The 26,173-nt window shown below is 66.2% G+C and carries 21 protein-coding genes, 3 tRNA genes and 1 riboswitch; of the genes, 16 read left to right on the top strand and 8 right to left on the bottom strand.

Annotated features, from left to right (window positions below; genetic code table 11):
• The first annotated feature begins 48 nt into the window (after window positions 1-48).
• Entirely contained in the window at window positions 49-1,338 is a 1,290-nt protein-coding gene (locus tag HMPREF1478_RS01870) for an MFS transporter (protein ID WP_016460381.1), read from the top strand.
• Window positions 1,339-1,356: 18 nt separating this feature from the next.
• Here the strand turns inward: HMPREF1478_RS01870 and HMPREF1478_RS01865 are convergent, their stop codons facing one another.
• Complete coding sequence (locus HMPREF1478_RS01865) at window positions 1,357-2,475, bottom strand: phosphoserine transaminase (protein WP_016460380.1); 1,119 nt, start codon at window positions 2,473-2,475, stop codon at window positions 1,357-1,359.
• Between the two features lie 173 nt (window positions 2,476-2,648).
• Between HMPREF1478_RS01865 and HMPREF1478_RS01860 the strand changes: the two genes are divergently transcribed.
• From HMPREF1478_RS01860 to HMPREF1478_RS01830, 7 genes are all read left to right on the top strand, one after another.
• Window positions 2,649-3,326, top strand: a complete 678-nt coding sequence (locus tag HMPREF1478_RS01860) for a metal-dependent transcriptional regulator (RefSeq protein WP_016460379.1) — start codon at window positions 2,649-2,651, stop codon at window positions 3,324-3,326.
• 241 nt (window positions 3,327-3,567) lie between these two features.
• A riboswitch (cyclic di-AMP (ydaO/yuaA leader) is annotated at window positions 3,568-3,704 on the top strand.
• 2 nt (window positions 3,705-3,706) lie between these two features.
• Window positions 3,707-4,459 (top strand): C40 family peptidase, encoded by a 753-nt coding sequence (locus HMPREF1478_RS01855; protein WP_016460378.1) that lies wholly within the window; start codon window positions 3,707-3,709, stop codon window positions 4,457-4,459.
• A 133-nt stretch (window positions 4,460-4,592) separates the two neighbouring features.
• Window positions 4,593-5,525 (top strand): universal stress protein, encoded by a 933-nt coding sequence (locus tag HMPREF1478_RS01850; RefSeq protein ID WP_016460377.1) that lies wholly within the window; start codon window positions 4,593-4,595, stop codon window positions 5,523-5,525.
• A 153-nt stretch (window positions 5,526-5,678) separates the two neighbouring features.
• Window positions 5,679-5,751 (top strand) — tRNA-Arg (locus tag HMPREF1478_RS01845).
• A 16-nt stretch (window positions 5,752-5,767) separates the two neighbouring features.
• Window positions 5,768-6,682: a DMT family transporter gene (locus HMPREF1478_RS01840; protein WP_016460376.1), complete on the top strand. Its 915-nt coding sequence runs from the start codon at window positions 5,768-5,770 to the stop codon at window positions 6,680-6,682.
• Window positions 6,683-6,710: 28 nt separating this feature from the next.
• Window positions 6,711-10,919, top strand: a complete 4,209-nt coding sequence (locus HMPREF1478_RS01835; protein ID WP_016460375.1) for a PDDEXK-like endonuclease domain-containing protein — start codon at window positions 6,711-6,713, stop codon at window positions 10,917-10,919.
• The gene (locus tag HMPREF1478_RS01830; protein WP_016460374.1) at window positions 10,912-11,133 is read left to right on the top strand and encodes a hypothetical protein; all 222 of its coding nucleotides are present in this window, start codon (window positions 10,912-10,914) and stop codon (window positions 11,131-11,133) included. The genes HMPREF1478_RS01835 and HMPREF1478_RS01830 overlap by 8 nt, the downstream gene beginning before the upstream one ends.
• A 258-nt stretch (window positions 11,134-11,391) precedes the next feature.
• On the opposite strand, the gene mscL is transcribed toward HMPREF1478_RS01830, so the two are convergent.
• The gene (gene mscL / locus HMPREF1478_RS01825) at window positions 11,392-11,790 is read right to left on the bottom strand and encodes a large conductance mechanosensitive channel protein MscL (RefSeq protein ID WP_016460373.1); all 399 of its coding nucleotides are present in this window, start codon (window positions 11,788-11,790) and stop codon (window positions 11,392-11,394) included.
• Between the two features lie 291 nt (window positions 11,791-12,081).
• Entirely contained in the window at window positions 12,082-12,702 is a 621-nt protein-coding gene (locus HMPREF1478_RS01820) for a 5-formyltetrahydrofolate cyclo-ligase (protein WP_016460372.1), read from the bottom strand.
• Between the two features lie 109 nt (window positions 12,703-12,811).
• On the opposite strand from HMPREF1478_RS01820, the gene HMPREF1478_RS01815 reads away from it, so the two are divergent.
• From HMPREF1478_RS01815 to HMPREF1478_RS01795, 5 genes are all read left to right on the top strand, one after another.
• Window positions 12,812-13,735, top strand: a complete 924-nt coding sequence (locus HMPREF1478_RS01815; RefSeq protein ID WP_016460371.1) for a UTP--glucose-1-phosphate uridylyltransferase — start codon at window positions 12,812-12,814, stop codon at window positions 13,733-13,735.
• Between the two features lie 5 nt (window positions 13,736-13,740).
• The gene (locus HMPREF1478_RS01810; protein WP_016460370.1) at window positions 13,741-14,967 is read left to right on the top strand and encodes a molybdopterin molybdotransferase MoeA; all 1,227 of its coding nucleotides are present in this window, start codon (window positions 13,741-13,743) and stop codon (window positions 14,965-14,967) included.
• Complete coding sequence (locus tag HMPREF1478_RS01805) at window positions 14,964-15,662, top strand: GNAT family N-acetyltransferase (RefSeq protein ID WP_034474806.1); 699 nt, start codon at window positions 14,964-14,966, stop codon at window positions 15,660-15,662. Before HMPREF1478_RS01810 ends, HMPREF1478_RS01805 begins: the two co-directional genes overlap by 4 nt.
• A 191-nt stretch (window positions 15,663-15,853) precedes the next feature.
• Entirely contained in the window at window positions 15,854-16,834 is a 981-nt protein-coding gene (locus HMPREF1478_RS01800; protein ID WP_034474804.1) for a hypothetical protein, read from the top strand.
• Window positions 16,835-17,099: 265 nt separating this feature from the next.
• Window positions 17,100-17,175, top strand: a tRNA-Ala gene (locus HMPREF1478_RS01795).
• Between the two features lie 322 nt (window positions 17,176-17,497).
• Here the strand turns inward: HMPREF1478_RS01795 and HMPREF1478_RS10515 are convergent.
• Both HMPREF1478_RS10515 and HMPREF1478_RS01790 read right to left on the bottom strand, forming a co-directional pair.
• Entirely contained in the window at window positions 17,498-17,725 is a 228-nt protein-coding gene (locus HMPREF1478_RS10515) for a hypothetical protein (RefSeq protein ID WP_148332941.1), read from the bottom strand.
• A 717-nt stretch (window positions 17,726-18,442) separates the two neighbouring features.
• The gene (locus HMPREF1478_RS01790; protein ID WP_016460367.1) at window positions 18,443-20,443 is read right to left on the bottom strand and encodes a GmrSD restriction endonuclease domain-containing protein; all 2,001 of its coding nucleotides are present in this window, start codon (window positions 20,441-20,443) and stop codon (window positions 18,443-18,445) included.
• Between the two features lie 200 nt (window positions 20,444-20,643).
• Here HMPREF1478_RS01790 and HMPREF1478_RS01785 point away from each other — a divergent pair, with 200 nt between their 5' ends.
• Entirely contained in the window at window positions 20,644-21,456 is an 813-nt protein-coding gene (locus HMPREF1478_RS01785) for a fructosamine kinase family protein (RefSeq protein ID WP_016460366.1), read from the top strand.
• Between the two features lie 126 nt (window positions 21,457-21,582).
• Here the strand turns inward: HMPREF1478_RS01785 and HMPREF1478_RS01780 are convergent, their stop codons facing one another.
• The gene (locus HMPREF1478_RS01780; protein ID WP_016460365.1) at window positions 21,583-23,148 is read right to left on the bottom strand and encodes a molybdopterin-dependent oxidoreductase; all 1,566 of its coding nucleotides are present in this window, start codon (window positions 23,146-23,148) and stop codon (window positions 21,583-21,585) included.
• 262 nt (window positions 23,149-23,410) lie between these two features.
• Complete coding sequence (locus HMPREF1478_RS01775; protein ID WP_016460364.1) at window positions 23,411-25,153, bottom strand: pyruvate dehydrogenase; 1,743 nt, start codon at window positions 25,151-25,153, stop codon at window positions 23,411-23,413.
• Between the two features lie 141 nt (window positions 25,154-25,294).
• Here HMPREF1478_RS01775 and HMPREF1478_RS01770 point away from each other — a divergent pair.
• A tRNA-Ile gene (locus HMPREF1478_RS01770) sits at window positions 25,295-25,371 on the top strand.
• On the opposite strand, the gene HMPREF1478_RS10985 is transcribed toward HMPREF1478_RS01770, so the two are convergent.
• A complete protein-coding gene (locus tag HMPREF1478_RS10985; protein ID WP_353579747.1) occupies window positions 25,328-25,618 on the bottom strand; it encodes a helix-turn-helix domain-containing protein in 291 nt (96 codons plus the stop codon). The two genes, HMPREF1478_RS01770 and HMPREF1478_RS10985, sit on opposite strands and share 44 nt — an antisense overlap.
• A 131-nt stretch (window positions 25,619-25,749) precedes the next feature.
• Here HMPREF1478_RS10985 and HMPREF1478_RS10980 point away from each other — a divergent pair, with 131 nt between their 5' ends.
• Window positions 25,750-25,992: a helix-turn-helix domain-containing protein gene (locus HMPREF1478_RS10980; protein WP_034474802.1), complete on the top strand. Its 243-nt coding sequence runs from the start codon at window positions 25,750-25,752 to the stop codon at window positions 25,990-25,992.
• The last annotated feature ends 181 nt before the right edge of the window (window positions 25,993-26,173 follow it).

Genomic DNA, 26,173 nt, shown 5'->3' with positions numbered 1-26,173 from the left:
GGGCGCCCCGGCCTCGTTCGGCGCTTGCAGTGAAAAGGGAGGATCGGCGTGTCGGCAACATTCGCATCCATGCGCTACGTGAACTATCGGTATTGGTTCGTCGCCTCCCTGATTGCCTCGACCGGCGCGTGGCTTCAACGCGTCGCCCAGGATTGGTACGTGCTGACGGTCCTCACCGATCACGACGCCTCGCAGGTCGGCGTGGTCACCGCCCTGCAGTTCCTGCCGATCATCCTGTTTTCGGCGTGGGCGGGGGTCCTCGCGGATCGCATCCCCGGGCGCCGCCTCCTGCAGTGCACGCAGACGGGGGTCGGCCTCGTCTCCCTCATCATCGGCGTCGTTGTACTGACGGGGACGGGCGAGCTCTGGCACCAGTACATCCTGGCCTTCATTTCGGGGACTATCTCCGCCGTCGATACCCCGGCGCGCCAGGCCTTCGTGGGCGAGCTCGTGCCTCAGGACAAGATGGCGAACGCTGTCGCCCTCAACGCGACCGCTTTCCATACTGCGCGCCTGATTGGCCCGGCGTCGGCGGGTTTCTTCATCGACTGGTGGGGGGTGGGCCCCGTCTTCCTCATCGATGCCGGAATGTTTGCCGCCCCCGTCATCGCGCTGGCCCTCATGCGCGGCGACCGACTGTATCCGCGCACGCTCGTGCCGCGCGCCCGCGGCCAGCTGCGTGAGTCCGTGATCTACGTGCACAGTCGCACCGATATCCGCATTATTCTCGCGCTGATCTTCGTTGTGAGTGCGCTTGGCATGAATTTCCAGATGACGAGCGCTCTCATGGCCACGACGGTGTTCGGCAAGGCGGCGGGTTCCTTCGGCATTCTCTCGACCTTCATGGCCTTCGGCTCGATTCTCGGATCCACGGGAGCTGCGCGCCGCGCTCCTCGCCTGCGCACGATTCTCATGGGTGCCGCCTTCTACGGGACCGCCGAGATTCTGCTGGGCCTGTCGCCCTCGTACTGGTGGTTTGCCCTCCTGTCGATTCCTACGGGCTTTGGCATGCTGACGATGAATACGAGTGCGAACGCCCTCGTGCAGACGCGCACCGATTCCGATAAGCGCGGCCGCGTCATGGCCCTGTATTCGCTCGTTTTCCTGGGTGCGACGCCGATTGGCTCGCCGCTCGTCGGCTGGGTGGGGACGATGTTTGGGGCGCGCTGGTCGATCCTGGTGGGCGGCATCGCGTCGCTGGGCATCGCGCTCATCTGCGGGGTGTGGGCGATGATCCACTGGAAGGGGCGCGTCGTGCGCCGCCAGTCCTTCCCGTGGGTGGGCATTGAGGCTGATTCCTCGGTGGACGCGCCAAGCCGTTCGATCGACGCCCTCTGACGGGCGCCACCGGGGAGTTTAGAGCACCCGCTCCAGGCAGTAGTCAATGCAGGTCAGGAGCGCCTCCACGTCCTCGACCTCCACGCTCGGCCACGTGCCGATGCGCAGCTGGTTGACGCCGACGCCGCGGTAGGCGCCGATGTCGACGATGCCGCGCGTGCGCAGGTGGGCGGCCAGCTCGATCGCGCTGACGGCCTCGTCGATCTCGATCGTGGCGGTCACGGGGGAGCGCCACGCCGGGTTCTCCACGAAGGGACGTGCGGCCAGGTTCGCCTGGGCCCACTCGTAGATAAGGGACGAGGCCTGGGCGCAGTGGGCGCTCGCAGCACCCATGCCGCCGCGCTCCAGGAGCCAACGCACCTGGCGCTCCGCCATGATGATGGTCGCGAGTGCGGGGGTGTTGAGCGTCTGGTCTTTGCGCGAGTTTTGGACAGCTGCGGTCAGCGACAGGAACTGGGGGACCCAGCGCCCGTCGGAGCCCTCTTCGATGCGACGCGCCCGTTCGATGGCGGCGGGGGAGAGGATGGCGACCCACAGGCCGCCGTCGGAGCCGAGGGCCTTCTGGAGGGAGAAGTAGTAGGCGTCCACCTGCGTCAGGTCAACGGCGGCGGCGCCGGCGATCGACGTGCCATCCACGAGGGTGAGCGCTCCCGGGGCCTCGACGCGGTAGACGGGGGAGGCGACGCCGGTGGAGGTCTCGTTGTGGGGATAGGCGTAGGCGTCGATGCCATCGCGCGGGGTCACGGTGACGAGCGAGCCGTAGGGGGCCTCGTCAATGAGGGGATTGCTCAGGTGTGGCGCGCGGGTGGCTTCGGTGGCGAATTTCGCGCCGAACGCGCCCCAGGAACCGAACGCCGCGCGCGAGGAGATGAGGCAGGCGCAAGCCATGTCCCAGAATGCGGAGGCGCCGCCGTTGCCCAGGACCACCTCGTAGTCGTCGGGAACCGCCAGGAGGGTGCGCAGGCCGTCCTTCAGCGAGGCGACCACGTCGCGCACGGGCATGGCGCGGTGGGAGGTTCCCATGAGGAGCGGTGAGGAGAGCGCTTCAATTTGTGCGCCACGCACCTTGGAGGGGCCGCAGCCGAAGCGTCCATCGGAGGGGAGGAGAGCCTGGGGGATGTCGGGAAAAACCACCATGACGACAGCCTAGTCCCCTCATACGGTGTATTTCCATCACGTTCATTAATCGAATTATCGTGAGCGTGCACACGTCGACACGCCTGTTTTTCCGCATCAACGCGTCGTTCCACGTGCGCAAAGGAAGGTGACCCTATTCTGTGTTTATGACATGCCTGATGAAGGAGGGCACCATGGCAGACCTGATCGACACCACCGAGATGTACCTCAAGACCATCCTCGAACTTGAGGAGGACGGGGTCACCCCCCTGCGTGCGCGCATTGTCGACCGCCTGGGGCACTCCGGTCCGACGGTCTCGCAGACGGTCGCGCGCATGGAGCGTGACGGGCTGCTGCATGTGATGGGGGATCGCCGCCTCGAACTGACCGAGGCTGGTCGCGCGCATGCGACCGAGGTGCTGCGCAAGCATCGCCTGGCCGAGCGCCTCCTCCTCGACGTGATCGGCATGGAGTGGGCTCAGGTTCACGACGAGGCGTGCCGCTGGGAGCATGTGATGAGTGATGCCGTCGAGGCGCGTCTGCAGGAGCTGCTGAGTAACACGTGCGTGGATCCCTACGGCAATCCCATGCCCGGCTGTGAGCAGCTGGAGGGCGCTTATTCTGCTGAGCTCGCGGTGCGTTCGCTCGAAGCTGGCGTCCTCACGCTGGCGCGTATTGGCGAGCCGATCCAGGCGGACGCGGAGCTGCTGGCGTCCTTTGATGAGCTGGGCCTGCGTCCTGGCGCTCGCGTGGAGCTGTCGGCGCACGGCGACGTCGTGCGCGTCGCAGCCCTCGACGAGGCCGGGAACGTGCGCGGGTACCTGACGATGCCGATGGCGTTGGCGGCTCATCTCTTCGTCCGGGGTGAGTGAGCGCTGAGAAACGACGAGGCCGGGGCGATAAGCCCCGGCTTTTGTCGTCTACGGGGTGTGTCTCGAATCGCGAAATGTGCGAGGGGGCGGGGTTTTTCCAGAGATCGCGGGAAGCAAATGTCACGGAATGGTAACGATGAGGATAGTCACTGTTACCAGAACGTGACATTGGCCGGGTGGTCAGGGTATAGTGAATACCGGTCATCAGACCACCCGCCTATCCGGCACCCGAAGTGAGACGACGGATAGAGCGGAAATTTCGTCTCACGCGGGGAACCCAACCGCGGCTCCTCGGAGCCTTGGGGTGAAGCTCGCCAGCCGAGCCGGACTTCCCGTCCGAACCCGACAGCTAACCTCGCAGGGAAACAGGGAGAACATGAGTGAAGACTTCTAAGGCTGCTCCGCGTCACCGCCTGGCACGTCGCCCGCTGACCGACACCATGGTCGAGGGCCTCAACGCCTCCGCCGCAGCTCGTCCGATCGCCTTCGCATCGGCAGCCGGTGTTGCGCTGACCGCGATCGCCGCCGGCGTTGCGAACGCCGCCCCGGCGACCCCTCAGTCTGAGCCGCAGAGCGCGGACCTGAACACCACGACCGTCGCCGTTGATGATGTGACCACGGTTGAGGTTCCGGACATCGCGTGGACCGCCGAAGAGGACGCGACCGCGTCCGCTACCGCCGAGGCTCCCGCACCGGCACCGGCTGCCGCCACCCCGGCCGCCGAACAGTCCGATTCCGCTGCTTCCCGCTCGGAGTCGCGTGCCGACGCCACCTCGGGCGATATCTCCGCTCGTCAGGCCGCCGTGAACGCCTCGGGTTCGGACATCGTGTCCGTCGCTCTGGGCCTGACCGGCATCCCCTACGTCTACGGTGGCGAGTCCCTCGCGGGCCTCGACTGCTCCGGCCTGGTCAAGTACGCGTACGCGGCTGCCGGCATCAACCTGCCGCACTCCTCGTCCGCCCAGGCCGCTGGTGGCACGATCGTGTCTGACCCGCAGCCCGGCGACATCGTGTCCTACCCCGGCCACGTCGCCATCTACATCGGCGGTGGCCAGATGGTCGAGGCCACGGTGCCCGGTCGCCTCTCCCAGATCTCGCCGGTTCGCGCTGGCGCCACCTACGTGCGCTACTGAGCCTGCGATAGACAGCTGACGATCCCCGCAGCCCGCACGGGCTGTGGGGATCAGTGCGTCTGGGCAGGTTGGGCTTTCGCTGGCTGTCAAAATGCGGCACAATATAAGTGACTGCCACCACGAGGAGGACACCATGAGTTCTACCGAAGTCATTCTGGTCGGTGTCGATGGCTCGACGGAGAGCCTTGCCGCCGTCACCTGGGCCGCTGATCGCGGCGCGCGCACCGGAGCGCGCATCCATTGCCTGTGCACATACGCGCTGGCCTCCTACTCAGCCGCCGCCCTGGATGGCGGTTACGCCGTGCTCGACGATGAGGCCCTGAAAGCCGGGGCTGAGCAGGTCGTCGAGGAAGCGAAGGCCGTGGCGCGCGAGCGCGGCGCCACGCATGTGTCCGGCTCGACCGAACCGGGAGACCCGGCGGGCGTGCTCATCGACTTCTCCGCCGAGGTCGACATGATCGTCGTCGGTTCCCGCGGCGGCGGTGGATTCGCTGATCGCCTGCTCGGTACCGTCTCCTCGGCCCTCCCCGCGCACTCCAAGTGTCCCGTTGTCGTCGTCCCGCGTCACACCTCGGGCAAGAACTTCACGCCCGTCGAGCGCATCGTCGTCGGCGTGGACGGCACCGAGCAGCCGTCGTGCGCCCTCAAGCGCGCGATCGGTGAGGCGAGCCTGTGGGATGCGCGCGTGACAGCCGTGTCCGCCGTCCCGATCGCGGTCGGCCCCTCCGTCATGACGTGGACGCCCACCGGCGTCGACCACTCCGCCCTCCTCGCGCAGGTACGCGAGGGCATGGATGCGGCCATCACGGCTGCTCTCGACGGCAAGGACGTGCACGTCGCACGCCACGCCCTCGACGGCTCCGCGGCGTCCCTGCTCATCGAGTTCTCGACCGCCGTCGACCTCGTCGTCGTCGGCACACGCGGGCGCGGAGGCCTGGCGGGGGTACTCCTCGGCTCGACCTCCCAGACGGTGCTTGGCCACTCGACCTGCCCGGTCATGATCGTTCCCTCCGCCCACCTGGGAGAGGGGACAACCGCGGTGCACACTGAGTGGGAGCGTCGCTAACTCCACGTCGGCACGAGGCCGGGGACCGAAGCGTGGGTACCCCGGCCTCGTCCGTTTTATGAGCGAGTGACGGCCCACTGACCCGGCGTCCGCAGCCGGTGAGGGGGCAACGCCGCGCGCACTTTGCTACAGTGGGCGCGGACAACTTGTCACGCCCTCGTAGCTCAGGGGATAGAGCACCGCTCTCCTAAAGCGGGTGTCGGACGTTCGAATCGTCTCGGGGGCACACATAAGGGAACGGTATGCGTCATCCAATGGGGTATGCGGTCACCGTCGTCGCCGCACTGTGCTGGGGTGCCTCCGGTGTCTCTGCCGAGTACCTCATGAGCCGCCACGGTATCGAGCTCACTCTCATCAGCTTCGTGCGCATGTCCATCGGTGGCCTTCTCACCCTCGCGTGCGTTCTCCTCCGTTCGCGCGGGGTCTCGGCCCAACATCGCGATCTGGTGTGTGCGCCGCGCAACTGGCGAGACCTGGCGATCTACGCGGTTTTCGGCCTGGCGGCCTGCCAAATCACCTACATGGGGGTCATCCGCGCCTCGAACGCGGGGACGGGCACCATCCTGGAATACCTGGGACTCATCCTCATCGTCGTGTGGGTGTGCCTGACGCACCGGCGGTGGCCCAGAGCCTGCGAAACCATCGCCATCGTCCTCGCGGTGAGCGGCACCTTCCTGCTGTGCACACACGGGTCGCTGGACTCCCTCGTTATCACGCCGTCCGCCCTCGCGTGGGGCGCCGTCGCTGCACTCACGCTGGCGACCTACACGCTGCTTCCGGCGCGACTCATCGCGGCCTACGGCGCCGACGTCGTCGTCGGATACGCCCTGTTGATCGCCGGGCTCGGCGTTGGCCTCGTCGGACGCGTGTGGCGCTTCGCGATCACGTGGACGCCCGACGTCATCCTCGCCATGGTCATCACCGTCGTCCTCGGCACCACCGTCGCTTTCACCGCCTACCTGTGGGGCGTCGACCGCATCGGCCCCGTCAAAGCCTCCCTCATCGGAAGCCTCGAACCCATCGCCGCGGCCGCCCTGTCCGCTCTCGTCATGGGTACCTCCTACACCGGCGTCGACATCGTCGGGATGATCCTCATCGTCGGCGCCGTTGTGACCATTTCCGTTGTCGACCTCCTCCGGGCGCGCCGCGTCACATAAGAGGGCGGTGCTGCCGTAGGGTTAAAACGTGGTTCCTAGTATCTTTTCGCGACGTTCCGCCCCCGAGCCCGAGGCCACCTCAGCCTCGTCCACCTCGACGCACCCGACCACCCTCGTCGGCACTGCGCGCGAGGCGTGGCGCTCGCGCCTCGACCGTGACATTGCCGCCGACAGCGCATCGCTGCCGACGCTGTCCCTGTCCGGCGCACACCCCGGAGGCCTCGCCCAGCTGTACACGGAACACCCCGTCCGCCTGAGCCTGCTCATCCGCGAACCCATCGCCCTCGGTCGTGCCCTCGATCGGGCGCGAGCACTCATCGCCCGCTCCGAGCAGCGTGCGTCCGTACACGGCACCGGCCCCATCCACCTGGGGATCGGCACCGCCACGTGGGGCAGTGGCATGGACACCATCACCGTCCCCGCCCTGCTGCGCCCGGTGCGCCTCGTGCGACGCGACGACGACGTCCTCATCGCCCTGGGACGAGGCGCGATCCTCGCCCCCGAACTCTCAGACGCACTGCGCGCCCACGGAGTCGACGCAGACGGCGAGACCGTGCTGGCCACAGCCAGCGGAACCCACGGTTTCTCCTCCTCACAGGCGATGAACGTCCTACGCGAGCTGTGCTCCGCGCTGCCGCGCTTCGATATCCGCGATGAGCTCGTCATCGGCCTCTTCTGCCACCCCGCCACCGCCCTCGCTGCCAGCCTGGCCGAAGACGTCACGGCCCTCGAAGACTCCCAGGTGATCCGTGCGCTCGCAGGCGACCAGGACGCTCGCAACGACCTGATCGCGCAGGCGCACGAACCGAACCCGGCAGACCGTGACCCGTGGGCAGAAAAAGGCGTCGGTGACCTCATCCCCGTCCAGCAGGACGCCGTCGAGGCAGCCTCCGAGGGGCACAGTGTCTTCGTTGATATTCCTGCCCACAGTGACGACGCCTCGGTCGTGGCAGCGATCCTCGCCGACGCCGCGGCAACCGGTCGCTCCGTCCTGCACGTGTCGACCTCGCCCTCACGCTCGATCGCCGCATATACGCGACTGTCCGACCTCGGGTTGGCCGACATCGTCGCGAACATCGACGGCTACTCGGACGCACGCCGCACCCTCGCGGCCCGCGTGTCGAGCGCCATGGAGGACACCGCTCCGGTCGTTGACCAGGAGAGCGTCGACGCCATGCGCGCACGCCTGCGTCAGGTTCGCGGGGCCCTGTCGTCCTACGCGATTGCCCTCCACGAGCCCTACGGCCGCTTTGGCGTCTGCGCCGCCGATGCGCTGCGCGCCCTCACCGACCTGACGAGCGGCGAGAACGCGCCCACCACGCGCGTGCGCCTCTCTGAGGAAACCCTCTACGAGATCGCCGTCGATCAGGGTGAGAGCGCCCGCGCACTCCTGCGCGAAGCCCTCGCATCAGGCACTCTCTCGGGGGGCTCATCCTCCGCGTGGGGTAACGCGGTCCTCACCTCTGACGAGCAGGCGTCCGACGTGCTGCTGCGCGTTGACCGCCTCTCCAAGACGCTCCCCGAACTGCGCGTCCACATCGCATCGGTCGCGGGCGAGGCCGGCATCAAGCCCGCCGGCACCCTGGCTCAGTGGGACCGCCAGCTCGCCATGTTCGATGGCATCGCGGACGTCCTCGATGTGTTCCAGCCCCGCGTGTTCGAACGCAGTGCGGCCGACATGGTCATCGCGACCGCCCCCAAGCAGTGGCGCAAAGACCACGACATTTCGATGAGCCGCTCGGAACGCAACCGCCTCGTCAAGCAGGCCCAGGACCTCGTGCGCCCCGGCGTGCACGTGCCCGACCTGCACCGCGCTCTCATCCGCGTCCAGGAGCGCCGCGACGCATGGTGTGCGGTGTGCGGCGAGGATTCCTGGCCGATCCTTCCCGCGAAGATCGGCGAGATCTCGGCCCTCACCGATGCTGTGCGCGACGACCTTGACGCGATCGCCCCCGTGTTCGTCGCCGAAGAACCCGACCTGGTGGGCACCCACCTCCAGCGCCTGACGACCCTCATCGAGCGGTGGGCGGGCGACACCTCGGCGGCGCGCGAGGTCCCGGCCCGCCTCGCGATGCGTGAGCGCCTCGCCGCCCGAGGCCTCGACAAGCTGGCCCAGGACCTCGCCGACCGCCACGTCGAGGACAGCGCCATCGACACCGAGCTCGACCTCGCGTGGTGGGCCTCGTTGCTGCGCGCCATGCTCGCCGCACAGCCCGCGCTCGGCGGCGTCGATCCCGGCGCGCTTGAGGACCTGGCCCGCGAGGGGCGTGAACTGGACGAAGAGCAGGTGGCCTCGCTCATCCCGCAGGCCATCACGGGCGTGCGAAGGATCCGCACGAACGCCCTCGCGGCGCGTCCGAGCCAGTACGAGGAGCTGCGTGAACTCCTTGCCGACGGTAAAGTGCCCAGCGACCTGGATCTGCTGGTCACCTACCCTCTCGTGCGACACCTGCTACCCGTGTTGATGACGGTTCCCTCGATGGTGCCCACCCTGGCTCCCACGGGACGCACCGTCGATATCGTCGTGCTCGACGGTGCGGACGGACTGCCCCTGGCCGAGCTTGCGTCGATTATTGCCCGCGGCCACCAGCTGGTCGTCATTGACGATCTGGCAGCGGCCTCGGAGGGTGGCGCGACCCGCGAACTCGCTGGCGTCCTCCCGGTCCTGCACGTCGAACCCGGACCGCGCCGCCTCAACGACCAGGTCGCCCTGCTGCTGGCCCGCTACGGCTATGAGCACGCCGGCATTCCCGTGCCGTGGACGGCCTCGAACGCGCCCGTGAGCGCCCGCTGGGTCGAGGCGACGGGTATGCCCGCCCCCGGCGCGCACGCCATCGAATCAACGGCCGCCGAGGTGCGTGCCGTCGTCGACGCCGTCATCGAACACGCGGTGGAATCGCCCGAACGCTCCCTCGCCGTCGTCGCCCTATCCGACCGCCACGCCGGGCGCATCCGCGCCGCCCTGGAGACGGTGCGCGCCGAGGAGCCAGGCCTTGCCTCGTTCTTTGACCCGGCGACGCCCGAACCCTTCGTCGTTCTCGGCCCCTCGCAGGCCGTGGGCCTCACCCGCGAATCGCTCATCGTGTCCGTGGGATTTGCGAAGACGCCGCACGGGCGCGTCATCCACGACTTCGGTGTCCTGTCTGCCGAGAGCGGCGCAGACACCCTGGCCGAGATTCTGCGCGCCGTGCGCGGCGACCTCACCCTCGTCTGCTCGCTTCACAGCGAGGAGATCGACCGCGATCGCCTGGGACACGCGGGCGCGCGGATGCTCGTGGACCTCATCGAAATCGCAGAGGGGCACGCCGGAGAAGGCATGGACGCGTGGCCGGTCCTGGCCGGCGAGCCGGACCGTCTGCTCGTCGACCTCGCCGAGCACCTGTACTCGCGTGGCCTCGAAGTCGTCGCCAACGTCGGTATCCCCGGCGGCATGCGCATCCCCCTGGCCATCGGGCACCCGGACTCCCCGGGACGCCTGCTGCTCGCCGTCCTCACCGACGACGAGGAATACCTGGCCGAGCCCAGCCAGCGCGTGCGCGACCGCGCCCGTCCCCGCTGGCTCGAAGCCCAGGGCTGGGCCGTCTACACCGCCCTGTCGATGGCGCTGTTCATCGACCCCGAGAAGGAAGCCTCCGCGATCGTGGATAGCGTCCTCGACGCCCTCGAGAAGCTGCACGCCACCCAGGATGAGCCCGTCGTCGCCGTCCCGGAGCGCGTCGTCGATGACGAGGCTGCGGAAGAACGCGTGGAAGAGACGTCCTCTGGTGAGCCGACGTCGGGTTCGGAGGATTCGGAGGGTTCGGAGGGCGGCGCCGAGGAGCCCGCAGCCCCGCGCATGCCGATGCTGGACGACGGCCTCGACGAGGAATCCAAGCGCCGCAAGAAGGCTGACGAGGACACCACCGGCATGCTGCTGGCCATCAAGCGCAAGGAGCGCGCCTCCGAGGAGAATCGCGGGCCTCGCCCTGCGATCGCCAAGGGCCTCCCGCTGGCCGCCTATTCCGACGATCAGCTCGACGAGATGGCCGCCTGGGTACGTTCCGACGGGGTGGAGCGCACCGACCTGGAAACCGCCGAAGAGCTGCGCGAAGCCCTGGGCATCACGCGCCGTGGTTTCCAGTCCGACGCGGTCCTCGGCAACGTCGTGCGCCGCACGAAGCCCGCGGTGAGCGCGCAGGAGACCGGCGAGGCCTCGGCCTCCGAGGATGCGCAGCCGGAGGAATCCTCCGATGAGTGAGCCGACGCCGCGCAAGCGCCGCCGCGTCGCCCGCTACGTGTCCGATGTGGACCGCCGCCTCATCGAGGAGGGGCTGCCGCCCTCCTGGGAGGATCGCGTGCGCCCCGAAGACACGCGGCCCGGATCGATGGCCGACGCCCCCGACCGTGGGGACGGGGCCAACGATGCGCGGCTTCTCGAGAACGTGCCGCCCCACTCCCAAGCGCGGGCGTAGGGTCCGTGCCGCGAGCCGCACTCGGCGTCGATCCGATGCGTGATTTCCCGGTAATGTCGCATGCAATTTCCCTGTCAACTTTTCATGCTTTGAAATATAGGCGTTGCAATTTCAACGTTTGTCGGGGTGGGTGAAAGTTCGGGTCTCCGAATTGCATGCGAAATCAGGGGCGCGCCGTTGCGCAGTGTCGCGGGGATACAAAAAGGCGGGGCCGATGCGCATCGGCCCCGCCGTCCCTCAGAAAGAAGGATCAGATGCTCAGTGGCGCGGCGTGCCCTGGGCGAGCGCGTCGCGGATCTCCGTGAGGAGCTTGACCTCGTCGGAGGCCTCGGGCTCGGGAGCCTCGTCCTCAGCCTTCTTGCGGCGGGCGTTGAGGGCGTTCATGGGCACCACGATGCAGAAGTAGATCGCGAACGCCATGAGGATGAAGTTGATGACGGCGGTGATCAGCAGGCCGAACTTCATGTCGGTACCGTTCAGGGTCAGGATGAAGGCGTCCGAGAAATCGGGCTTGCCGATGACGGCCGCGATCAGCGGGTTGATGATGCCGTCGACCAGCGCGTCGACGATGTTCTTGAAGGCAGCACCGATGATGACACCGACGGCGAGCTCGACGACGTTGCCGCGAGAGATGAATTCCTTGAATCCCTTGAGCATGGGTTCTCCTGTAGTGAAGGGGGTCGGCGGGGCCGACAAGTCTGAATCGCCGATGTATCTCGGCGTGGCGGTCTGTTGCCGCCGGGGCGAGCGCGTGTTTGGCGCACGTTTACCGTGGAAAACACTAGTGGGGACTTTCGTCTTATGGACAGTGCTTAGAGGGTAATGTTCGTCGCACTTTTTGTAATTCGGTCAGCGAACTGCGATTTTCTGCCGAAAACTCAGCCGTGAGAGGTGCGTGACAAACGGCCGTTGGCGTTGCTGTTAACAGGAAAAACACTGGAAAAACGCCTATCGGGCGTTTGCTGCGATCGTGCGTGTCGGCGTGATGATCGCATCGATGGGCACGTCGTGCGCCTCCGTGGGAATTACTCCGGATTCCAGCACCTCGTCGTCGAAAACCACCGAAACGACCGCGACACCGGGTGAGCGGTGTAAGAGGGCTCGGTCGTACCAGCCCCCACCCTGCCCGAGGCGTGCTCCGTCCGCGGATGCAGCCAACGCTGGAATGATGATCAAATCCGCCTCTGCGAGCGACTCCGCCCCCATTGCCTCACCGCACGGCTGGGCGGGAGGCCGTGACGGCGTCACCAACGCCTGCCCCGCCTCCCACAGGCCCCAGCGGGGGGAGCGGTAGGGGGCGCCGGCCTCGTCGATGAGGACGGGCAGGAGCGCGTGATCGAAGGCCCCGAGCGTCAGGGACAGGTCCGGCTCGAGGGGGGTGGGGACGAACAGCGCGGGCAGCGTGACTCCTCCGATTGACGAGGCCAGGGCGCGAACCTGGCGAGCGATTCCTTCCGCTTCGGTACGGTTGCGCACGGGAATGGGGGAGGGGACGGGCTCCGGGGAAAACGAGGACTTGGATGCGGTGGACGCAGTTCTGGCGGCGGAACCTGTGAGGGATCCGGGCATAGGAGCCTGGGCGCTCCGAGCGCGGCGGCGGCTACGTACCTCCGCGCGGAGAGTTGTTTTTGTGGCCATCGTCTCCCTTTCGTCCCGTTTCTTCGCTACGCTGTGAAGTATGTCAGATAAAAACCAGCCAGTAGTGCACGCCGTCGTCCCCTCGGCCGGTCGCGGAACCCGCTTCCTGCCCATCACGAAGTCCGTGCCCAAGGAAATGTTGCCCGTCGTCGACCGTCCCTCGATCGAGTACATCGTGCGCGAGGCCACGGATGCGGGCATCGAAGACATCCTCTTCGTGACCCGCGCCGGCAAGCAGTCGATCGAAGACTACTTCGACGCTGAACCTGGCCTCGAGGCCGACCTGGAGAAGGCCGGCAAGGAGAAGGCCCTCGAATACGTCAACGAGTACAAGAAGTACGCGCGTGTCCATTCCGTGCGCCAGGGACACCCCCTCGGCCTCGGCCACGCGATCCTTCAGGCCAAGTCGCACGTGGGCGACGCCCCCTGCGCTGTGCTGCTGCCCGACGACCTCATGGAACCCGGCTCGCAGCTGCTGCGCAAGATGATCCAGGTGCGAGGAGCCCTGGGCGGCACCGTCGTCGCCCTGCTGAAGGTCACGCCCGAGCAGGCCACCGCCTACGCGTCGACCGCCGTCGAGGTCCTGCCGATCCCCGAGGGTGTTGACCTCGAAGAGGGCCAGCTCATGCGCATCACCGATGTCACCGAAAAGCCCCCGCTCGAGGAGGTCAAGTCCGAGTACGCGGTCGTCGGCCGCTACCTGCTCGACCCGGCTGTGTTCACGGCCCTCGAGAACATCGAACCGGGCGCCGGCGGTGAGTATCAGCTCACAGATGGGTACGCGCGCATGATCGACCTCCCCGAAGAAGAGGGTGGAGGGTTGTACGGTGTAGTCATCGACGAGCGACGCTTCGACACCGGGGACAAACTCGGCTACCTCGAAGCTAACGTCACGCTCGCCCTTGAGGACCCGGCGCTTGGAGCGGAACTCAAGGAGTTCCTGCGCTCCAAGCTCGAGGACTAAGAACTATGCGAAGCGTTGCCGACTTCTACCAGGACTGCATGGCCGTTGCCCACGCGCTGCCGCCGCTCGACGTTCAGCTCGCTGACGCGGTCAGCTGCGTGCTCGCAGAGGACGTGCAGGCCCCCTTCAACCTCCCGGTCGCCGACCTGTCGGCGTGTGACGGATACGCCGTTCGTATCCGTGACTGTGAGGGAGCCACCCTGGAGTCGCCGGTGACGCTTCCCGTCACCGAGGAGATCCGCGCCGGTGCCGTCGACCCGGCGGCCCTCGTGCCCGGCACCGCGATCCGCATCGCGTCCGGCGCGCCCATGCCTTCGGGTGCCGAGGCCGTGGTCTCCCTCGAGTTCACGGATCACGGCATTGCCCAGGTCGCCTTGCGCACGGCCCCCGCCAGCGGCGAAAACATCCGCCGCCGCGCGGAGGACGTCGCGCAGGGTGACACGGTCCTGCGTGCGGGCACTCGTATCGGTGCCCGCCAGATGGCCCTCCTCGCCGGCGTGGGCCGCGACCGCGTCCTGGTCCACCCCCGCCCGCGCGTCGTCATCATCTCAATCGGCGACGAGATCGTCGAGCCCGGCGGCGAGGCCCGCCCCGGCACCGTCTTCGACGCGAACGGTCACGCCCTGTCGACCGCCGTTGCTGACGCCGGCGCACAGACCTTCCGTGTCGCTGCCGTCCCGGATGAGCGCGCTCGCCTGCGCGAGACCATCGAGGACCAGCTGGTGCGCGCCGACCTGATCCTGACCACCGGCGGCATCTCCTACGGCAGCGGCGACACTGTCCGTGAGGTCCTCGGTGCGCTCGGCACGGTTCGCTTCGACAACGTCGCCGCATGGCCCGGTCACATCATGGGCGTGGGCACCGTCGGCGCCGAGGACGGCGAGCCCGGCACCCCCATCGTCTGCCTGCCCGGCGACCCCGTCTCCGCCCAGGTGTGCTTCGAGGTCTTCGTGCGCCCCGCGCTGCGCCACATGCAGGGCTGGACCGCCGTCAACCGCCCCGTGGTGCGCGCCGCCATCGACCGCTCCTGGTACTCGCCGCGAGGCCGCCGCGAGTTTGTACGCGTGCGCCTGACCGGCTCCCCCCGCTCCGGCTACAACGCTGCCGTCATGGGCACCCCGGCCTCGTTGCTGCTGTCCGCGCTCGCGGACTCGAACGCCCTCGCGGTTGTTCCCGAGGACGTGACCACCGTGCGTGCAGGAGATAGCCTCCAGTGCCTGGTCCTCGAATGAGGTGTTTCTTCCGCCGGCGCACGTGTGTGTGGGGGCGCGATATCGAGATGGTCACGCTGCGCGTGGCCGATCCGGTGGGTCGAGGTTTCCTGCGTCCCGGACCGGAGGGAAGCGAGAATCCGCGTGAGCTCGTCGTGCGTCCCGTTCACGGCGAGGAGCATCGTGCGCTGGACGCCGTGCGTCGTGCCGACGGGCACTGGCTGCGCCCCTGGGAGGCGACGCTGCCCCCGGAATCCCTCGAGCATATTCCGACGTTCTCCCAGTACGTGCGCCGCGCGGACCGTGATCAGCGGGTCGGCAATGCGCTGATCTTTGGCGTGCAGGTCGATGGCCGCTACGTGGGTCAGTTCTCTATCTCGAACGTCCACTGGGGTGCGATGTCCTCGGGCATGCTCGGCTACTGGATCGTCTCGGAGTGGGCCGGACGAGGCCTGGGTTCCCTCGTCGCCGCTCTCGTCCTCGACCTCGTCGTCGGTGAGCTGGGCCTCCATCGCGTTGAGGTGTGTGTGCGTCCGGAGAATGAGCGCTCCCTGGGAGTGTGCCGAGGCCTCGGCCTCGTGGAGGAAGGGCTGCGTCCGCGCTTCATGCACATTGGTGGACAGTGGGCGGATCACATCGCGTTTTTCATCGATTCCGAGTCCCTGCCGGAGGGCGGCCTTGTGCAGCGCCGCTGGGGTCGCCCCGCGATCGACTGACCGTCGTTCTCTGTCCGCGTTCTGCGTAGGTGGCTGTCGGGTGCCGGTTGGCCCGGTCAACGCGGTGCGATTGGGGCAGATGTTACACGTGTGACACCTGGGGAATCTTCTCTTTTTACCGAAAGGTTTGAGAGCCCGACACGCGCCCAACGCGCAAAGCCCGACACCCTAAACGCCCGTACGTTGAGGGGGTGGAGATCGGTGGACTCGTCATCGTCGCGGTATTCGTCGCGCTTTTTGCGACCGTACCGTCACTCGTCGCGCGCCGACGAGCGATCGTCCAGTCTCGTGAAATCGACCGTTTTTCGCCGAAACTGCGCATCATCCACACGAATAAGACAGAATTAGACACATGCGACCACGCCAGCGGAACCATCCTGGCACGCGGAGCATTGACGAGCGGAGGCAGCATGCACCAGGGCACCACGGGACGTAGCCGCCCCGTTATCGACCGACGCAACAACAAGGCGGTCCGCGACATTGCGAAGCTGCGCGCCCGTCGTGCCGCCCGCCTCGCCGCCGAAAGCGCAGCCGGCCGCCGCCGCATGGTGATCACCGGTATCTGCGCTCTTGCGACCGTTGCTCTCGGCATCGTCATCGGTGCGACCTCCATCGCGTGGGCGTGGATCGCGATCCCCGCCGCAGCCCTCGTGGCTTCCCTCGCGGCCTCCCGCGTTGCGGCCGTCCGCTCCCAGCAGGCCTCCGAGCGCGAGCTCGAGCTCCTTACCAAGCTGCGCGGCGACGTGCGCGGTGCCGGTCGGCCCACCGCTGCGGCTCCCGCCCCCGCCTCCGCCGAGGGCGCCTCTTCTTCATCCGAGGAAGCCGCGGAGGACACTGCAGCTTCAGATGTCGCGCCTCAGACCGGATCCGTTCCCTCGCTCGTCTTCAACGTCGACGTCCCCGAGATCGTCGAGGTCGCCGACACTCCCGCACGCGCCTGGACCGTCGTCCCCGTCCCCGCCCCGACCTACGCGTCGCGCGAGCGTGTTCGCGGCCGCATCGTCCACGCCGACACCGACCTGCGCGGCATCCCGCGCATCGGCGCGGCCGTTCCGGCTCGCCCGATCGCCCAGACCGCCCAGGTGGGGGCCCGCTCCACCGCTGAAGTTGTCGCCGACCAGGCCGTCGCCCTCGACCTGGATGCCGTCCTGGACGCGCGTCGCGCCCAATAGGAGACCTCTCAGCTGCTGATGCCGCGCCGCGGGCCCTCGGGCTCGCGGCGCGGTCGCATATGTGGACTGTGGGAACGGTTGGCTCGGATGTGCGCGTTTAGAGCGCTGGTGGTGTCTTCCCTCGTGGAGTGTTCGCGGCGGCGCACTCGTTAACGTCGCGCTGCCTGCGCGGCTCCCTTGTCCGTTCCATCTCCGTGTCATGTCGGACGCGACGGTGGTCGGCTTGCAAGGCTGATAGGCATGGTGCTAAGCTGTGTGAGTCCTTGGGGCTATGGCGCAGTTGGTAGCGCGTCTCGTTCGCAATGAGAAGGTCGGGGGTTCGAATCCCCCTAGCTCCACCACAGACCGACATCCGATCCGGATGTCGGTTTTTTGTATGTTCGGGCGCGTTGGTGCGGTGCCGGGCTGCTGGTTGTGCCCGTGGGCGGCGGCCCGCCCGCGAGCCGTCCGTGCCGCGAGCTTCGCTCGGCGCGTCGTCTCGAAGCCCGGCCAGGCCCTGCCGCCGCCCACCGGCACCGCAGCCTGGCCCTCCGTTTCCGCCGGCGCCCACCGGTGCGGCCGGCAACTCTTGTGAAACCGTCATCGCTTTTGCTGGCGTGTGCTTTGTCTCCGGTGAAACCGACGACACCATTGCATGCCAGATACACCTGTTTTGCTGCTATTTCATCGAGCAAAGGCGTCATGGGTTTCACGCAAGCGCGCCGAGGACCCCGCATTGGTGTCGACGGTTTCATCTCGCGGCGCGGTAAGCGGTATGGGCGCGACAAAGTTCGCCCAGCGCCGACTGTCGATGGCGATAGCGTGAAAATATTCGCCCAACGTGGGCAAAATGGCCCAAAATGGACGTTTTATGGCGTGCTGGGCGAGTTTTTTCGCGGAAATGGCGCACATGGCCTCGTGTTGGGCGAGTTTTTTGCGCCCACCGGCACCGTAACTAGACCCCGAAGCCCTCCATCGACACTGAAGCCAGGCCGTCCCTTGCGTCACTGTCCTCTATACCGACGAAGCTGGCCGTGTACGCGGATAGGTTATTGCGATATGGATAGGTTATGAGGATGCGGATAGCTTATTAACCTATCCGCATGTCAATAACCTATCCGCATCAGGACAACCTATCCACATAGGTCCAGGTCTGGGCCTCGCGCACGACGCGCCGACGGTCGTGGGGCTTTTGTGCCATGCGAAGCTCTCTGGAGGCGTGTCATCGGCGTGTCGGAGCCTTGGATGGCGTCATTCCCACCCCGCCTGGGGGCGGCGCGGCCGCGGTTTGCGGTGGTGTGGTGCCCACATCGCAGACCACCTCGGTGAAAAACGTTGAAAACGGGCTGTTAGTGGCGAGGTGGTCTGCGTTTTGGGCGAATCGGTACCCGCGAGGTGTGTCGTTTGCACCTAAGCCCTTGAACATGCGAGTTAACCCCTTAATACGCACGTTAACCCCTCGATATGCGCCTGGGCGGCGTTGCCCACGTGCGAGGTGTCGGGCCCACGCGCAGATCGTAGGGCCCACGTGCGCATGAGAGGGCACACGTGCGTATTGGCGGGTTTGCATGCGCATAGGCAGGCGCAGGAGGCCACCACCTATCGGGCCCAAGTGCATGCGAGACGACCCTACGAGGCGAATCGGCTCCGGTAGCTATCCCACAGGTTGCGCAGCTTCTTGCCGTCGGATTCGCGCACGAAGACGTCGAGGGCTGCGGCGCTGCTGGTTCCTGTCAGGGCGGTGACTGCGGCCGACGGGGAGGACACTTCCTGGCCGTCGGGCAGGACGATCGTGCCCTCGGGGGAAATGGCCACGACGTAGACGTTGCCGAGGTTGCGGCGCCGCCACATGAAGGTGTCACCGGGGGCGATGATGCCGGTCGCGACGACGTCGGCTAGGCGCACCTGGCGGCCGCGGGCAGCCGAGCGTTTATCGACGGCAGCCTCGAGGTCAGCGCTGGACAGGAGAGATAGGTCCACGCCATCGGAATCTCGGCGAATATCCCAGTAGTCCAAGATCAGTTGGGTCAGGTGCCTCTGGCGTTCCTCAAGGTCGGTAGCGTGAATCTCGCCCCCGGTTGAAGGCAGAGAACCAACCGCGAAGTCCCCGAGCGTCATCACGCGGTGGGTGGCGCGCACCACCGTGTCCCAGTCGGGTGCCTGGCTGACGGTACGTGCCTTAATGGTGGAGAGGATGAAGCTTCCCAGGCGCTTGTTCCATGCGCGCAGGTCGATGTCGTCGTCGACACCGCGAATGTGGCTGGCTGGAAGCCCGCACACAACGCCCATGGAGCGCGGCAGACGCGTCGGGAAGGAACCGTGCTCGGCGACCATCGCGTGGTAGAGGAGGACCTTACGGATGGAGGACTGAGGCAGGGGCCGCGAGATCGTCTCAGCGGCCCGGTGGCGGACGCTATCCGGCACGGAACAGGCGGCGTTGAGAGACTCGCCGTCCTCGAAGGCAGCGATGAACTGGGTGACGATCGCGGTGCGAGCCGACGGGGTGAGGCGTGCGGCAACAGCAGTGCCATAGACGCGCTCGAGGAGGAGCAGCAGTGACGTGGTTTCCTCGTCGCCGCGCGCCGCGCGCAACACGCTCATCGCCGCCGGCTTCCAGTCCGAGGAGTCATACAGGCGCAACAGCTCGAGCGGCGTGACCGCGGGGTGGCCCACCAGAGGCTCCAGTGTCGCCAACGTGTATGCGCGAGCGGAGGGGGCTAAGACCTCGTCAATGAACTCCTCGCCGCTCCTGGCGGCGAGGAACGGCGTGAGGACCTGCTCGTCGAACGCGTCGATGAGGGCCCTCTTGGCGGGCGCGCGCAGGGTGAGCATGAGCAGATGCCCAAAAAACGCGTCCGGGTTCTCCGTGCCCAGCGTGTCGATGCATTGCTCCCACAGGGCGGCGTAATGAGCCCGGGCGTCAGGCGTCACGCGGGACAGGACGCGCGCCTTGAAAATGTCTGCGGCCGAGAGGGGGACGCCGCGCGTGTTGAGGACGGAAAAGATGCGGTGCGCCGCCTGATAGGAATCGGTCGACACCTCGATGAGGGACACGTGCAGGGTCAGGTAGCGGATGAAGTCACTGATCTCGCTGGGTGCGAGCGTGTCGGGATTGCCCAGCACATCGAGCATGGCGCGCGCGTTGCTGACAATGCGCCGCACGGACGGACGCGTCAGACTGTCGCCGTCGACGTCAAGCAGTGAGTCGATGTTGTCGCCGATGATGAACGTGTCAAAAAACTCGCGGTCGCATTCGCGCACGCTCAGGCGTGGCCGCTCATCCAAGCCCTTGATGCGCGACTGTGGAATGAGTAGGAGAGCGCCGAGCTCAACGCGCAGGGCGGGATCCTCTTCCAGGTGACGCAGCAGAGACACGAGGATACACAGGGTGGTGAGGCGTTGCTGCCCGTCGATGATGTCGACGTCGTCGCCGCTGGGGTGCTGCACGAGGACGATCGACCCCAGGAAATAGTCGCCGTCGTTCATACGCCACGCGCCCAGCAGATCATTCACGAGGGTTTCCGCCTGCTCTTCCTCCCACACGTAGGGACGCTGGAAGTCGGGAATCTGGTACTGGCGGTCGCCGTGTAGCAGCTCTTGAATGGACTTCTGTGTCGTCGTGAGGGTCATGGAGGTCTACATCCTCGTTGTGGCGGACTATCTTCTGGTGGCAGTATATCGATGTTTGCTCGGTATGTGTCCAAAAGGAACGAGGCCTGGGCGCCGTGCCAGGATACGGCTCGGCGGGTGGGTGACCGGGTGGGCGATAGCATGGGGGAGTGCGGTGGCGGCCCCTCGCGTGGGTCGTGGAACGGAACGGGGGAGCGTCGATGGACACCATCAGGAAAGCGGATAGCCGCCGCGGGCGGATCGCCTACGAGGTTGCGGGGCTCGCGTGGCTCGCCGAGGCCTCGGACCCCGGGGCCGCCGTCGTGCCCGTCCTCGATCACGGCGCGACGTGGCTCGAGGAGCCCCGCTTGGTCTCCGTCTCGCCAAGGCCTCGGGCGGCAGAGAAATTCGGCCGCGCCCTCGCCCACACGCACGCAGCAGGCGCCACGCATTTAGGTGCACCACCGCCCGGCTTCGAGGGCGACGGCTGGATGGGGGAGGCCCACCTCTCGCTACCCGACTGCCCGAGCCCGGCCCCGGCCTCGTCGTCGGAAGAATCCTGGGGTGCCTTCTACGCGCGCGAGCGCATCGCCCCCTACGCCGACGACCGCACCTTCACGGCCGCCGAACGCGCGCTCATCGACAAGCTCTGCGAGCGCCTCGAATCGGGCGCACTCGACCACGACCAGCCGAGCCTCGTCGACGATGCGAAAAAGCGCCAGAACAACGTCGGCGCCGCCCGCACCCACGGCGACCTGTGGAGCGGCAACGTCATGTGGACCCCGGGCGGTGCCGTCCTCATCGACCCCGCCGCGCAGGGTGGCCACGCCGAGGAGGACCTCGCCGCGCTCGCGGTCTTCGGATGCCCGCACTACGAGCGGATCCTCGCTGCCTACGACGAGGCCTCGCCCCTGGAGGACGGCTGGCGCGAGCGCATCGCCCTGCACCAGATGCACATCATCATGATCCACTGCGCGGTCTTCGGTCGCTCCTACGTGCCCGAGGCCATGGCGATCGCCCGCAGGTACGCATAGACCGTGTCTCCCTGCGCGCGCCCGAGCGCAGAGACCGCAGACAAAGACCGCGCCTCCCTCCGCGAACCCGCACGCGCATGCGTGGGGACGAGGAGGGAGGCGCGGCAACGCTCGAAGGCGGGGGAATCAGGCGCGAGCGTCGTAGTGCTGCAGGCCCGAATCCTCTCGTGAGCCGCCCTGGCCGTCGCCCACGTCGTGGTAGTCGTGAATCCATTCCAGGCGACGCACCCACTTGACCATCTTGTAGCCGTGCTGGGAATCAGCGCGCAGGCGGAGAGGGCCGCCGTAGACCTCGGGCAGAGGCTCGTCGTTCATGCCCCAGGCGAGGATGCACTCATCGTCGTCGATCATCGACGGATCGATGCACTCGTAGTAGGGCTCAGCGGGGCGCCCGTCGTAGGTGTGTCCGACGTGTCCGAAGGAGGTGGCCATCAGGTAGTGCGCACCCTCCGTGGGCGTGACCTGCTCGAGGAGGTCCTTGAGGCGGATGCCCTCCCACTTCGCGATGCCCGTCCACCCCTGCATGCAGGTGTGCATCGTAATGTTCGTGACCTTACCCAGGGCCTTCAGCTCGTCGATGGAGAAGGACTTCTCCTCCTCGACCAGGCCGCCGATTTCGAGGCGGAAGTCCTTGAAGTCGTCTTCGCGAAGGGCGATGTACTCCTCGGACTGTTCCTTTGTCGGCGGGCGCGTGTTGACCCAGTGGAACGGGGAAATATCGGCCTCGGTGAAGGTCTTCTTCGCGACCTGGCGCGACTTCAAGCGGTCGATCGTGAGCGCGCGAATGGGCTGCGTCGCACCCCAGATCCAGCGCTGGGTGCGGCGCAGGTTCGACAGGGACCAGTAGGAGGCTCCGATCCACAGGACGATGGCGACGACGATGCCGATGATCAGCATGGTGACGGCCTGAGCGAATTGTGCCGCCGTGATGTCGTTGTAGTTTTCGCCCAGCATCATGTGCGCGATGTTGTACCTCGGGTGGACGATGAAGACGAGCGCAACGTGAATGACGACGAAGACGCAGTAGAAGGCCATGCCCAGGAAGTGGATCGAACGCGCCGTCTGGCGGTTGCGGAAGATCTTGACATACCCGGGGAAGCGTCCCGCGAAGGTGGGGGACATGATGGGGCCGGTCGCGATCATGAGGGGCGCGACGATGAAGACGACCGTGAAGTACATGAGCTTCTGGAGGGCATCATAGGGCTGGAAGTGCTCGATGGAGGGAATCTGCAGGCCCATGTAGATCTTTGCGCTCTCCCAGGCCTCGGGGAAGATGGACCACGAGGTGGGGACGATGCGTCGCCACTGGCCCGTCCCGAAGAGGAGGGCGACGTATACGAAGCCGTTAATGAGCCAGATGGCCGTGACGAGCGCGTGCCACGCGCGGCCCAGGCCGATCTGTCCGCGTCCGGGCAGGGAGATCAGCGGGTGGAGGTTGCGTTGGTCGTCGCGCGCCGTGAACTCGCCGGGGACGGTCGACACCTTGTCCTTCGTGAACTTGAGCCACTCGGATCCGGGTGTGCAGTGATTGTTCCAGTACAGACGTGGGTGTGATGCGAGGACCTCCCAGCCGGAACGGATGAGGAAGCCCATCATGATGAAGTTGATGAAGTGGGTGATCCTCAGCCAAGCGGGAAAAGTGTCGAGGTCGACGGCACCGGCTGCGCTAGCCAATGCTGCGAGCGCGTGCATGACGGTTCCTCCTGTGTGACGTGATCGAAAGAACGCTTCGTAGATTAGAGGGGAAATGCACGCAAAAATAGCTGTCAAAACACAAAGTGTTGCAATGGGCTACAAGTTATGAGCTTGTCTAGCTCTCTTTAAGAGGGTAAAAACCATTCTTTTAGAAAAAAGAATATTGTTAAAATGCGGGTTTTAGCCATGAAAAACGAGGCCGGGGCCAGGTCGTGCGATGCAACCCAGCCCCGGCCTCGTTCCCGGAGATGTGAATGACCTACAGGCGCGGGATGTTGCGCATGTTGGAGGTGGCCATCGAGAAGGCCTCGGCTATGCCGCGGTTGAGAACGATTTTGCTCATCGCGGTCGCGAAGCCGACGACCTGGCCGCCCGTGATGGCCGGCGGGAGCGAGAGTGCGTTCGGATCCGTGATGACCTCGATGAGGGCGGGGCCGGGCGCGGCGAAGGCCTCGCGGTACGCGTCCTCCAGGCGAGACGCGTCCTCGACGCGCTCGGCGTGGAAGCCAATTGCACGGGCGATCTCCGCGTAATTCGTATCGGGGACATCCGTCTGGAAATCGGGAAGGCCGTTGACCAGCATCTCCAGCTTCACCATGCCCAGCGTCGAATTGTTAAAGACGACCACCTTGACCGGCAGGTCGTACATCTTCGCGGTGATGAGCTCGCCCAGCAGCATCGAGATGCCGCCGTCGCCCGACACGGACACGACCTGGCGATCCGGGTAGGCGACCTGAGCGCCCAGTGCCATCGGCAGGGCGTTCGCCATCGACCCGTGCAGCAGCGAACCGATGAGGCGACGCGTGCCGAGCGGATCGATGTAGCGGGCGGTCCACACGTTGCACATGCCCGTGTCTGCAGTGAAAATCGCGTCCTTCGCGGCCGTCTCGTTGAGGAGGTGTGCGGCGTACTCGGGGTGGATCGGACGCATCTTCTCCACGTTGCGCGTGTAGGCGCCCACGGGAGCGTGCATGATCTCCGAATGCTTCTTGATCTTGGACTTCAAGAATGAGTCGGAACGGTTCTCACGCAGGTGGGGGAGGAGCGCCTCGATGAAGGGCTTGACCTGCGCGTGGATAGCGAGGCCGACGTCCGTGCGGCGGCCCAGCTTCTCCGCGTGCGTATCCACCTGAATGGTCGGGGTGTCAGGCAGGAACTGGTCGTAGGGGAAGTCGGTGCCCAGCAGGATCAGCACGTCGGCGTCGTTCATGCCCTCGGCGGCTGCGCCGTAGCCCAGCAGGCCCGTCATGCCCACGTCGAAGGGGTTGTCGTACTGGATGAAGTGCTTGCCGCGCAGCGAGTGGCCGATCGGAGCCTTGAGCGCGTCCGCCAGGGCGATGACCTCGTCATGGGCGCCCTCGACGCCCGCGCCGGCGAAGATCGCGACCTTGTCAGCCTTGTTGAGGAGGGCTGCGGCCTCTTCAACGTCGGCGGCGTTGGGAGCCAGCGTCGCGGGGCGCGCAGGCGCGTAGGTGGGAATGTGCTCGACGGCCTTGAGGTCCGAGACGTCGCCGGGCAGGGTGATGACCGAGACGCCGCCCAGGCCGACAGCGTGGCGGATCGCCGAGTTCACCGTGCGCGGCGACTGTGCCGCGGAGGAAATGAGTTCGTTGTAGACCGAGCACTCCTCGAAAATGCGGTCCGGGTGAGTCTCCTGGAAGTACATCGTGCCGATCTGCACGCTCGGGATGTGCGAGGCAATGGCCAGGACGGGCGCACCTGTGCGGTTCGCGTCGTACAGGCCGTTGATGAGGTGCAGGTTGCCCGGGCCGCACGAGCCTGCGCACACGGCAAGCTTGCCGGTGAGCTGGGCCTCGGCCGATGCAGCGAACGCCGCCGCCTCCTCGTGGCGCACGTGGATCCAGTCGATGCCGCCCTTCTTTGAGCCGCCGGTCTTGCGCACGGCGTCAACGATGGGGTTGAGCGAGTCACCGACGATGCCGTAGATCCGGTGGACCCCAGCGTCAACGAGCTGAGCCACAATCTGTTCTGCGACGTTCATGCCATCTCCTTCATGTCTTTGGCTGTGAACTGCTCAAATAACCATAGGCATGACCAAGGTCCTATGTCGCTTCGGCGTGATCGACAGATCAAGGCGAAGTGTCGGTGGAAGAGGTCCGCGTTCCTCCGATAGGATGGCACCGCCCCAATAGCTCAGTCGGTCAGAGCAGCGGACTCATAATCCGTGGGTCGTCGGTTCAAGCCCGACTTGGGGCACCAATGCATCAGCATCTCGCCGCCTGGCAGATTTGAAGGGTGCGGGGATCCATCCGCCCATTCCGTCTGGGGTGGGCATGAGGTCCGCGGGCTCGATGCCAAAGAAGCTGGCGGCAGTTAGTAGTTCTGTCACCGACCAGCCGACGCTTCCTCGCAGCTTGCGACTTACTGTGGCTCCGGAAACCCCGATAACTGGCCCAAAACTATTGCCAGACATCTTGCGCGCAAACAAGTGTTGATTGATTGTCATGCCGATCGCTTCGTCGGGCGCTAGTCCGTGTTGAACCTTCATTGTTGCCATGCTGCAATAGTACACAAACGCTGCAGAAACTGCAATGATATCTCTTGACGGTAACACTGTATGGATGCATCATATATGGTATGACACTGCAAAAAATGCAACAGCTTATCACTTCTGGCGAGGCTGCCAAGCTTGTAGGTGTTTCTCCGGACACTCTGCGGCGGTGGGCGAAGGCGGGGCGTGTTCGGCATGTGGTGACGCCGTCGCGGCGAATTCTGTTTGACCCTGCGGACATTGAGGCGATGTACAGGACTGTTGATCCTGATAGCGAGTCGTCGGTGCCGGATGTTCCGCTACCTGGTTTGGGTAGGGCGGGGAGGTGACTCATTGTGAGCATCTACGGTGTCGCTTGGGCGTTGGATAGGGTTCGTGGGATCTCGGTTGGCGCGAAGATCGTGTTGATCTCGTTGGCGGAGTTCGCTAACGAGCAGGATGTGACGTGGGTGTCGCGAGAGCGTCTCATTAGCCGTGTGGAGTGCTCGACACGCGCGCTGAGTGGGTACT

Source organism: Actinomyces sp. HPA0247, from assembly GCA_000411415.1.
Classification (GTDB): domain Bacteria; phylum Actinomycetota; class Actinomycetes; order Actinomycetales; family Actinomycetaceae; genus Pauljensenia.
Note: the sequence above shows the minus strand (reverse complement) of the source record. Positions and strands in the feature narration are given on the sequence as shown.

Coding starts and splice junctions, on each gene's coding strand:
- HMPREF1478_RS01810 (WP_016460370.1), top strand. CDS start 13,741: ATGCGAAGCGTTGCCGACTTCTACCAGGACTGCATGGCCGTTGCCCAC.
- HMPREF1478_RS01775 (WP_016460364.1), bottom strand. CDS start 25,153: ATGAACGTCGCAGAACAGATTGTGGCTCAGCTCGTTGACGCTGGGGTC.
- HMPREF1478_RS10515 (WP_148332941.1), bottom strand. CDS start 17,725: ATGTGCGCCATTTCCGCGAAAAAACTCGCCCAGCACGCCATAAAACGT.
- HMPREF1478_RS01830 (WP_016460374.1), top strand. CDS start 10,912: ATGAGTGAGCCGACGCCGCGCAAGCGCCGCCGCGTCGCCCGCTACGTG.
- HMPREF1478_RS01805 (WP_034474806.1), top strand. CDS start 14,964: ATGAGGTGTTTCTTCCGCCGGCGCACGTGTGTGTGGGGGCGCGATATC.
- HMPREF1478_RS01790 (WP_016460367.1), bottom strand. CDS start 20,443: ATGACCCTCACGACGACACAGAAGTCCATTCAAGAGCTGCTACACGGC.
- mscL (WP_016460373.1), bottom strand. CDS start 11,790: ATGCTCAAGGGATTCAAGGAATTCATCTCTCGCGGCAACGTCGTCGAG.
- HMPREF1478_RS01785 (WP_016460366.1), top strand. CDS start 20,644: ATGGACACCATCAGGAAAGCGGATAGCCGCCGCGGGCGGATCGCCTAC.
- HMPREF1478_RS01840 (WP_016460376.1), top strand. CDS start 5,768: ATGCGTCATCCAATGGGGTATGCGGTCACCGTCGTCGCCGCACTGTGC.
- HMPREF1478_RS01865 (WP_016460380.1), bottom strand. CDS start 2,475: ATGGTGGTTTTTCCCGACATCCCCCAGGCTCTCCTCCCCTCCGATGGA.
- HMPREF1478_RS01815 (WP_016460371.1), top strand. CDS start 12,812: ATGTCAGATAAAAACCAGCCAGTAGTGCACGCCGTCGTCCCCTCGGCC.
- HMPREF1478_RS01850 (WP_016460377.1), top strand. CDS start 4,593: ATGAGTTCTACCGAAGTCATTCTGGTCGGTGTCGATGGCTCGACGGAG.
- HMPREF1478_RS01860 (WP_016460379.1), top strand. CDS start 2,649: ATGGCAGACCTGATCGACACCACCGAGATGTACCTCAAGACCATCCTC.
- HMPREF1478_RS10980 (WP_034474802.1), top strand. CDS start 25,750: ATGACACTGCAAAAAATGCAACAGCTTATCACTTCTGGCGAGGCTGCC.
- HMPREF1478_RS01780 (WP_016460365.1), bottom strand. CDS start 23,148: ATGCACGCGCTCGCAGCATTGGCTAGCGCAGCCGGTGCCGTCGACCTC.
- HMPREF1478_RS01820 (WP_016460372.1), bottom strand. CDS start 12,702: ATGCCCGGATCCCTCACAGGTTCCGCCGCCAGAACTGCGTCCACCGCA.
- HMPREF1478_RS10985 (WP_353579747.1), bottom strand. CDS start 25,618: ATGACAATCAATCAACACTTGTTTGCGCGCAAGATGTCTGGCAATAGT.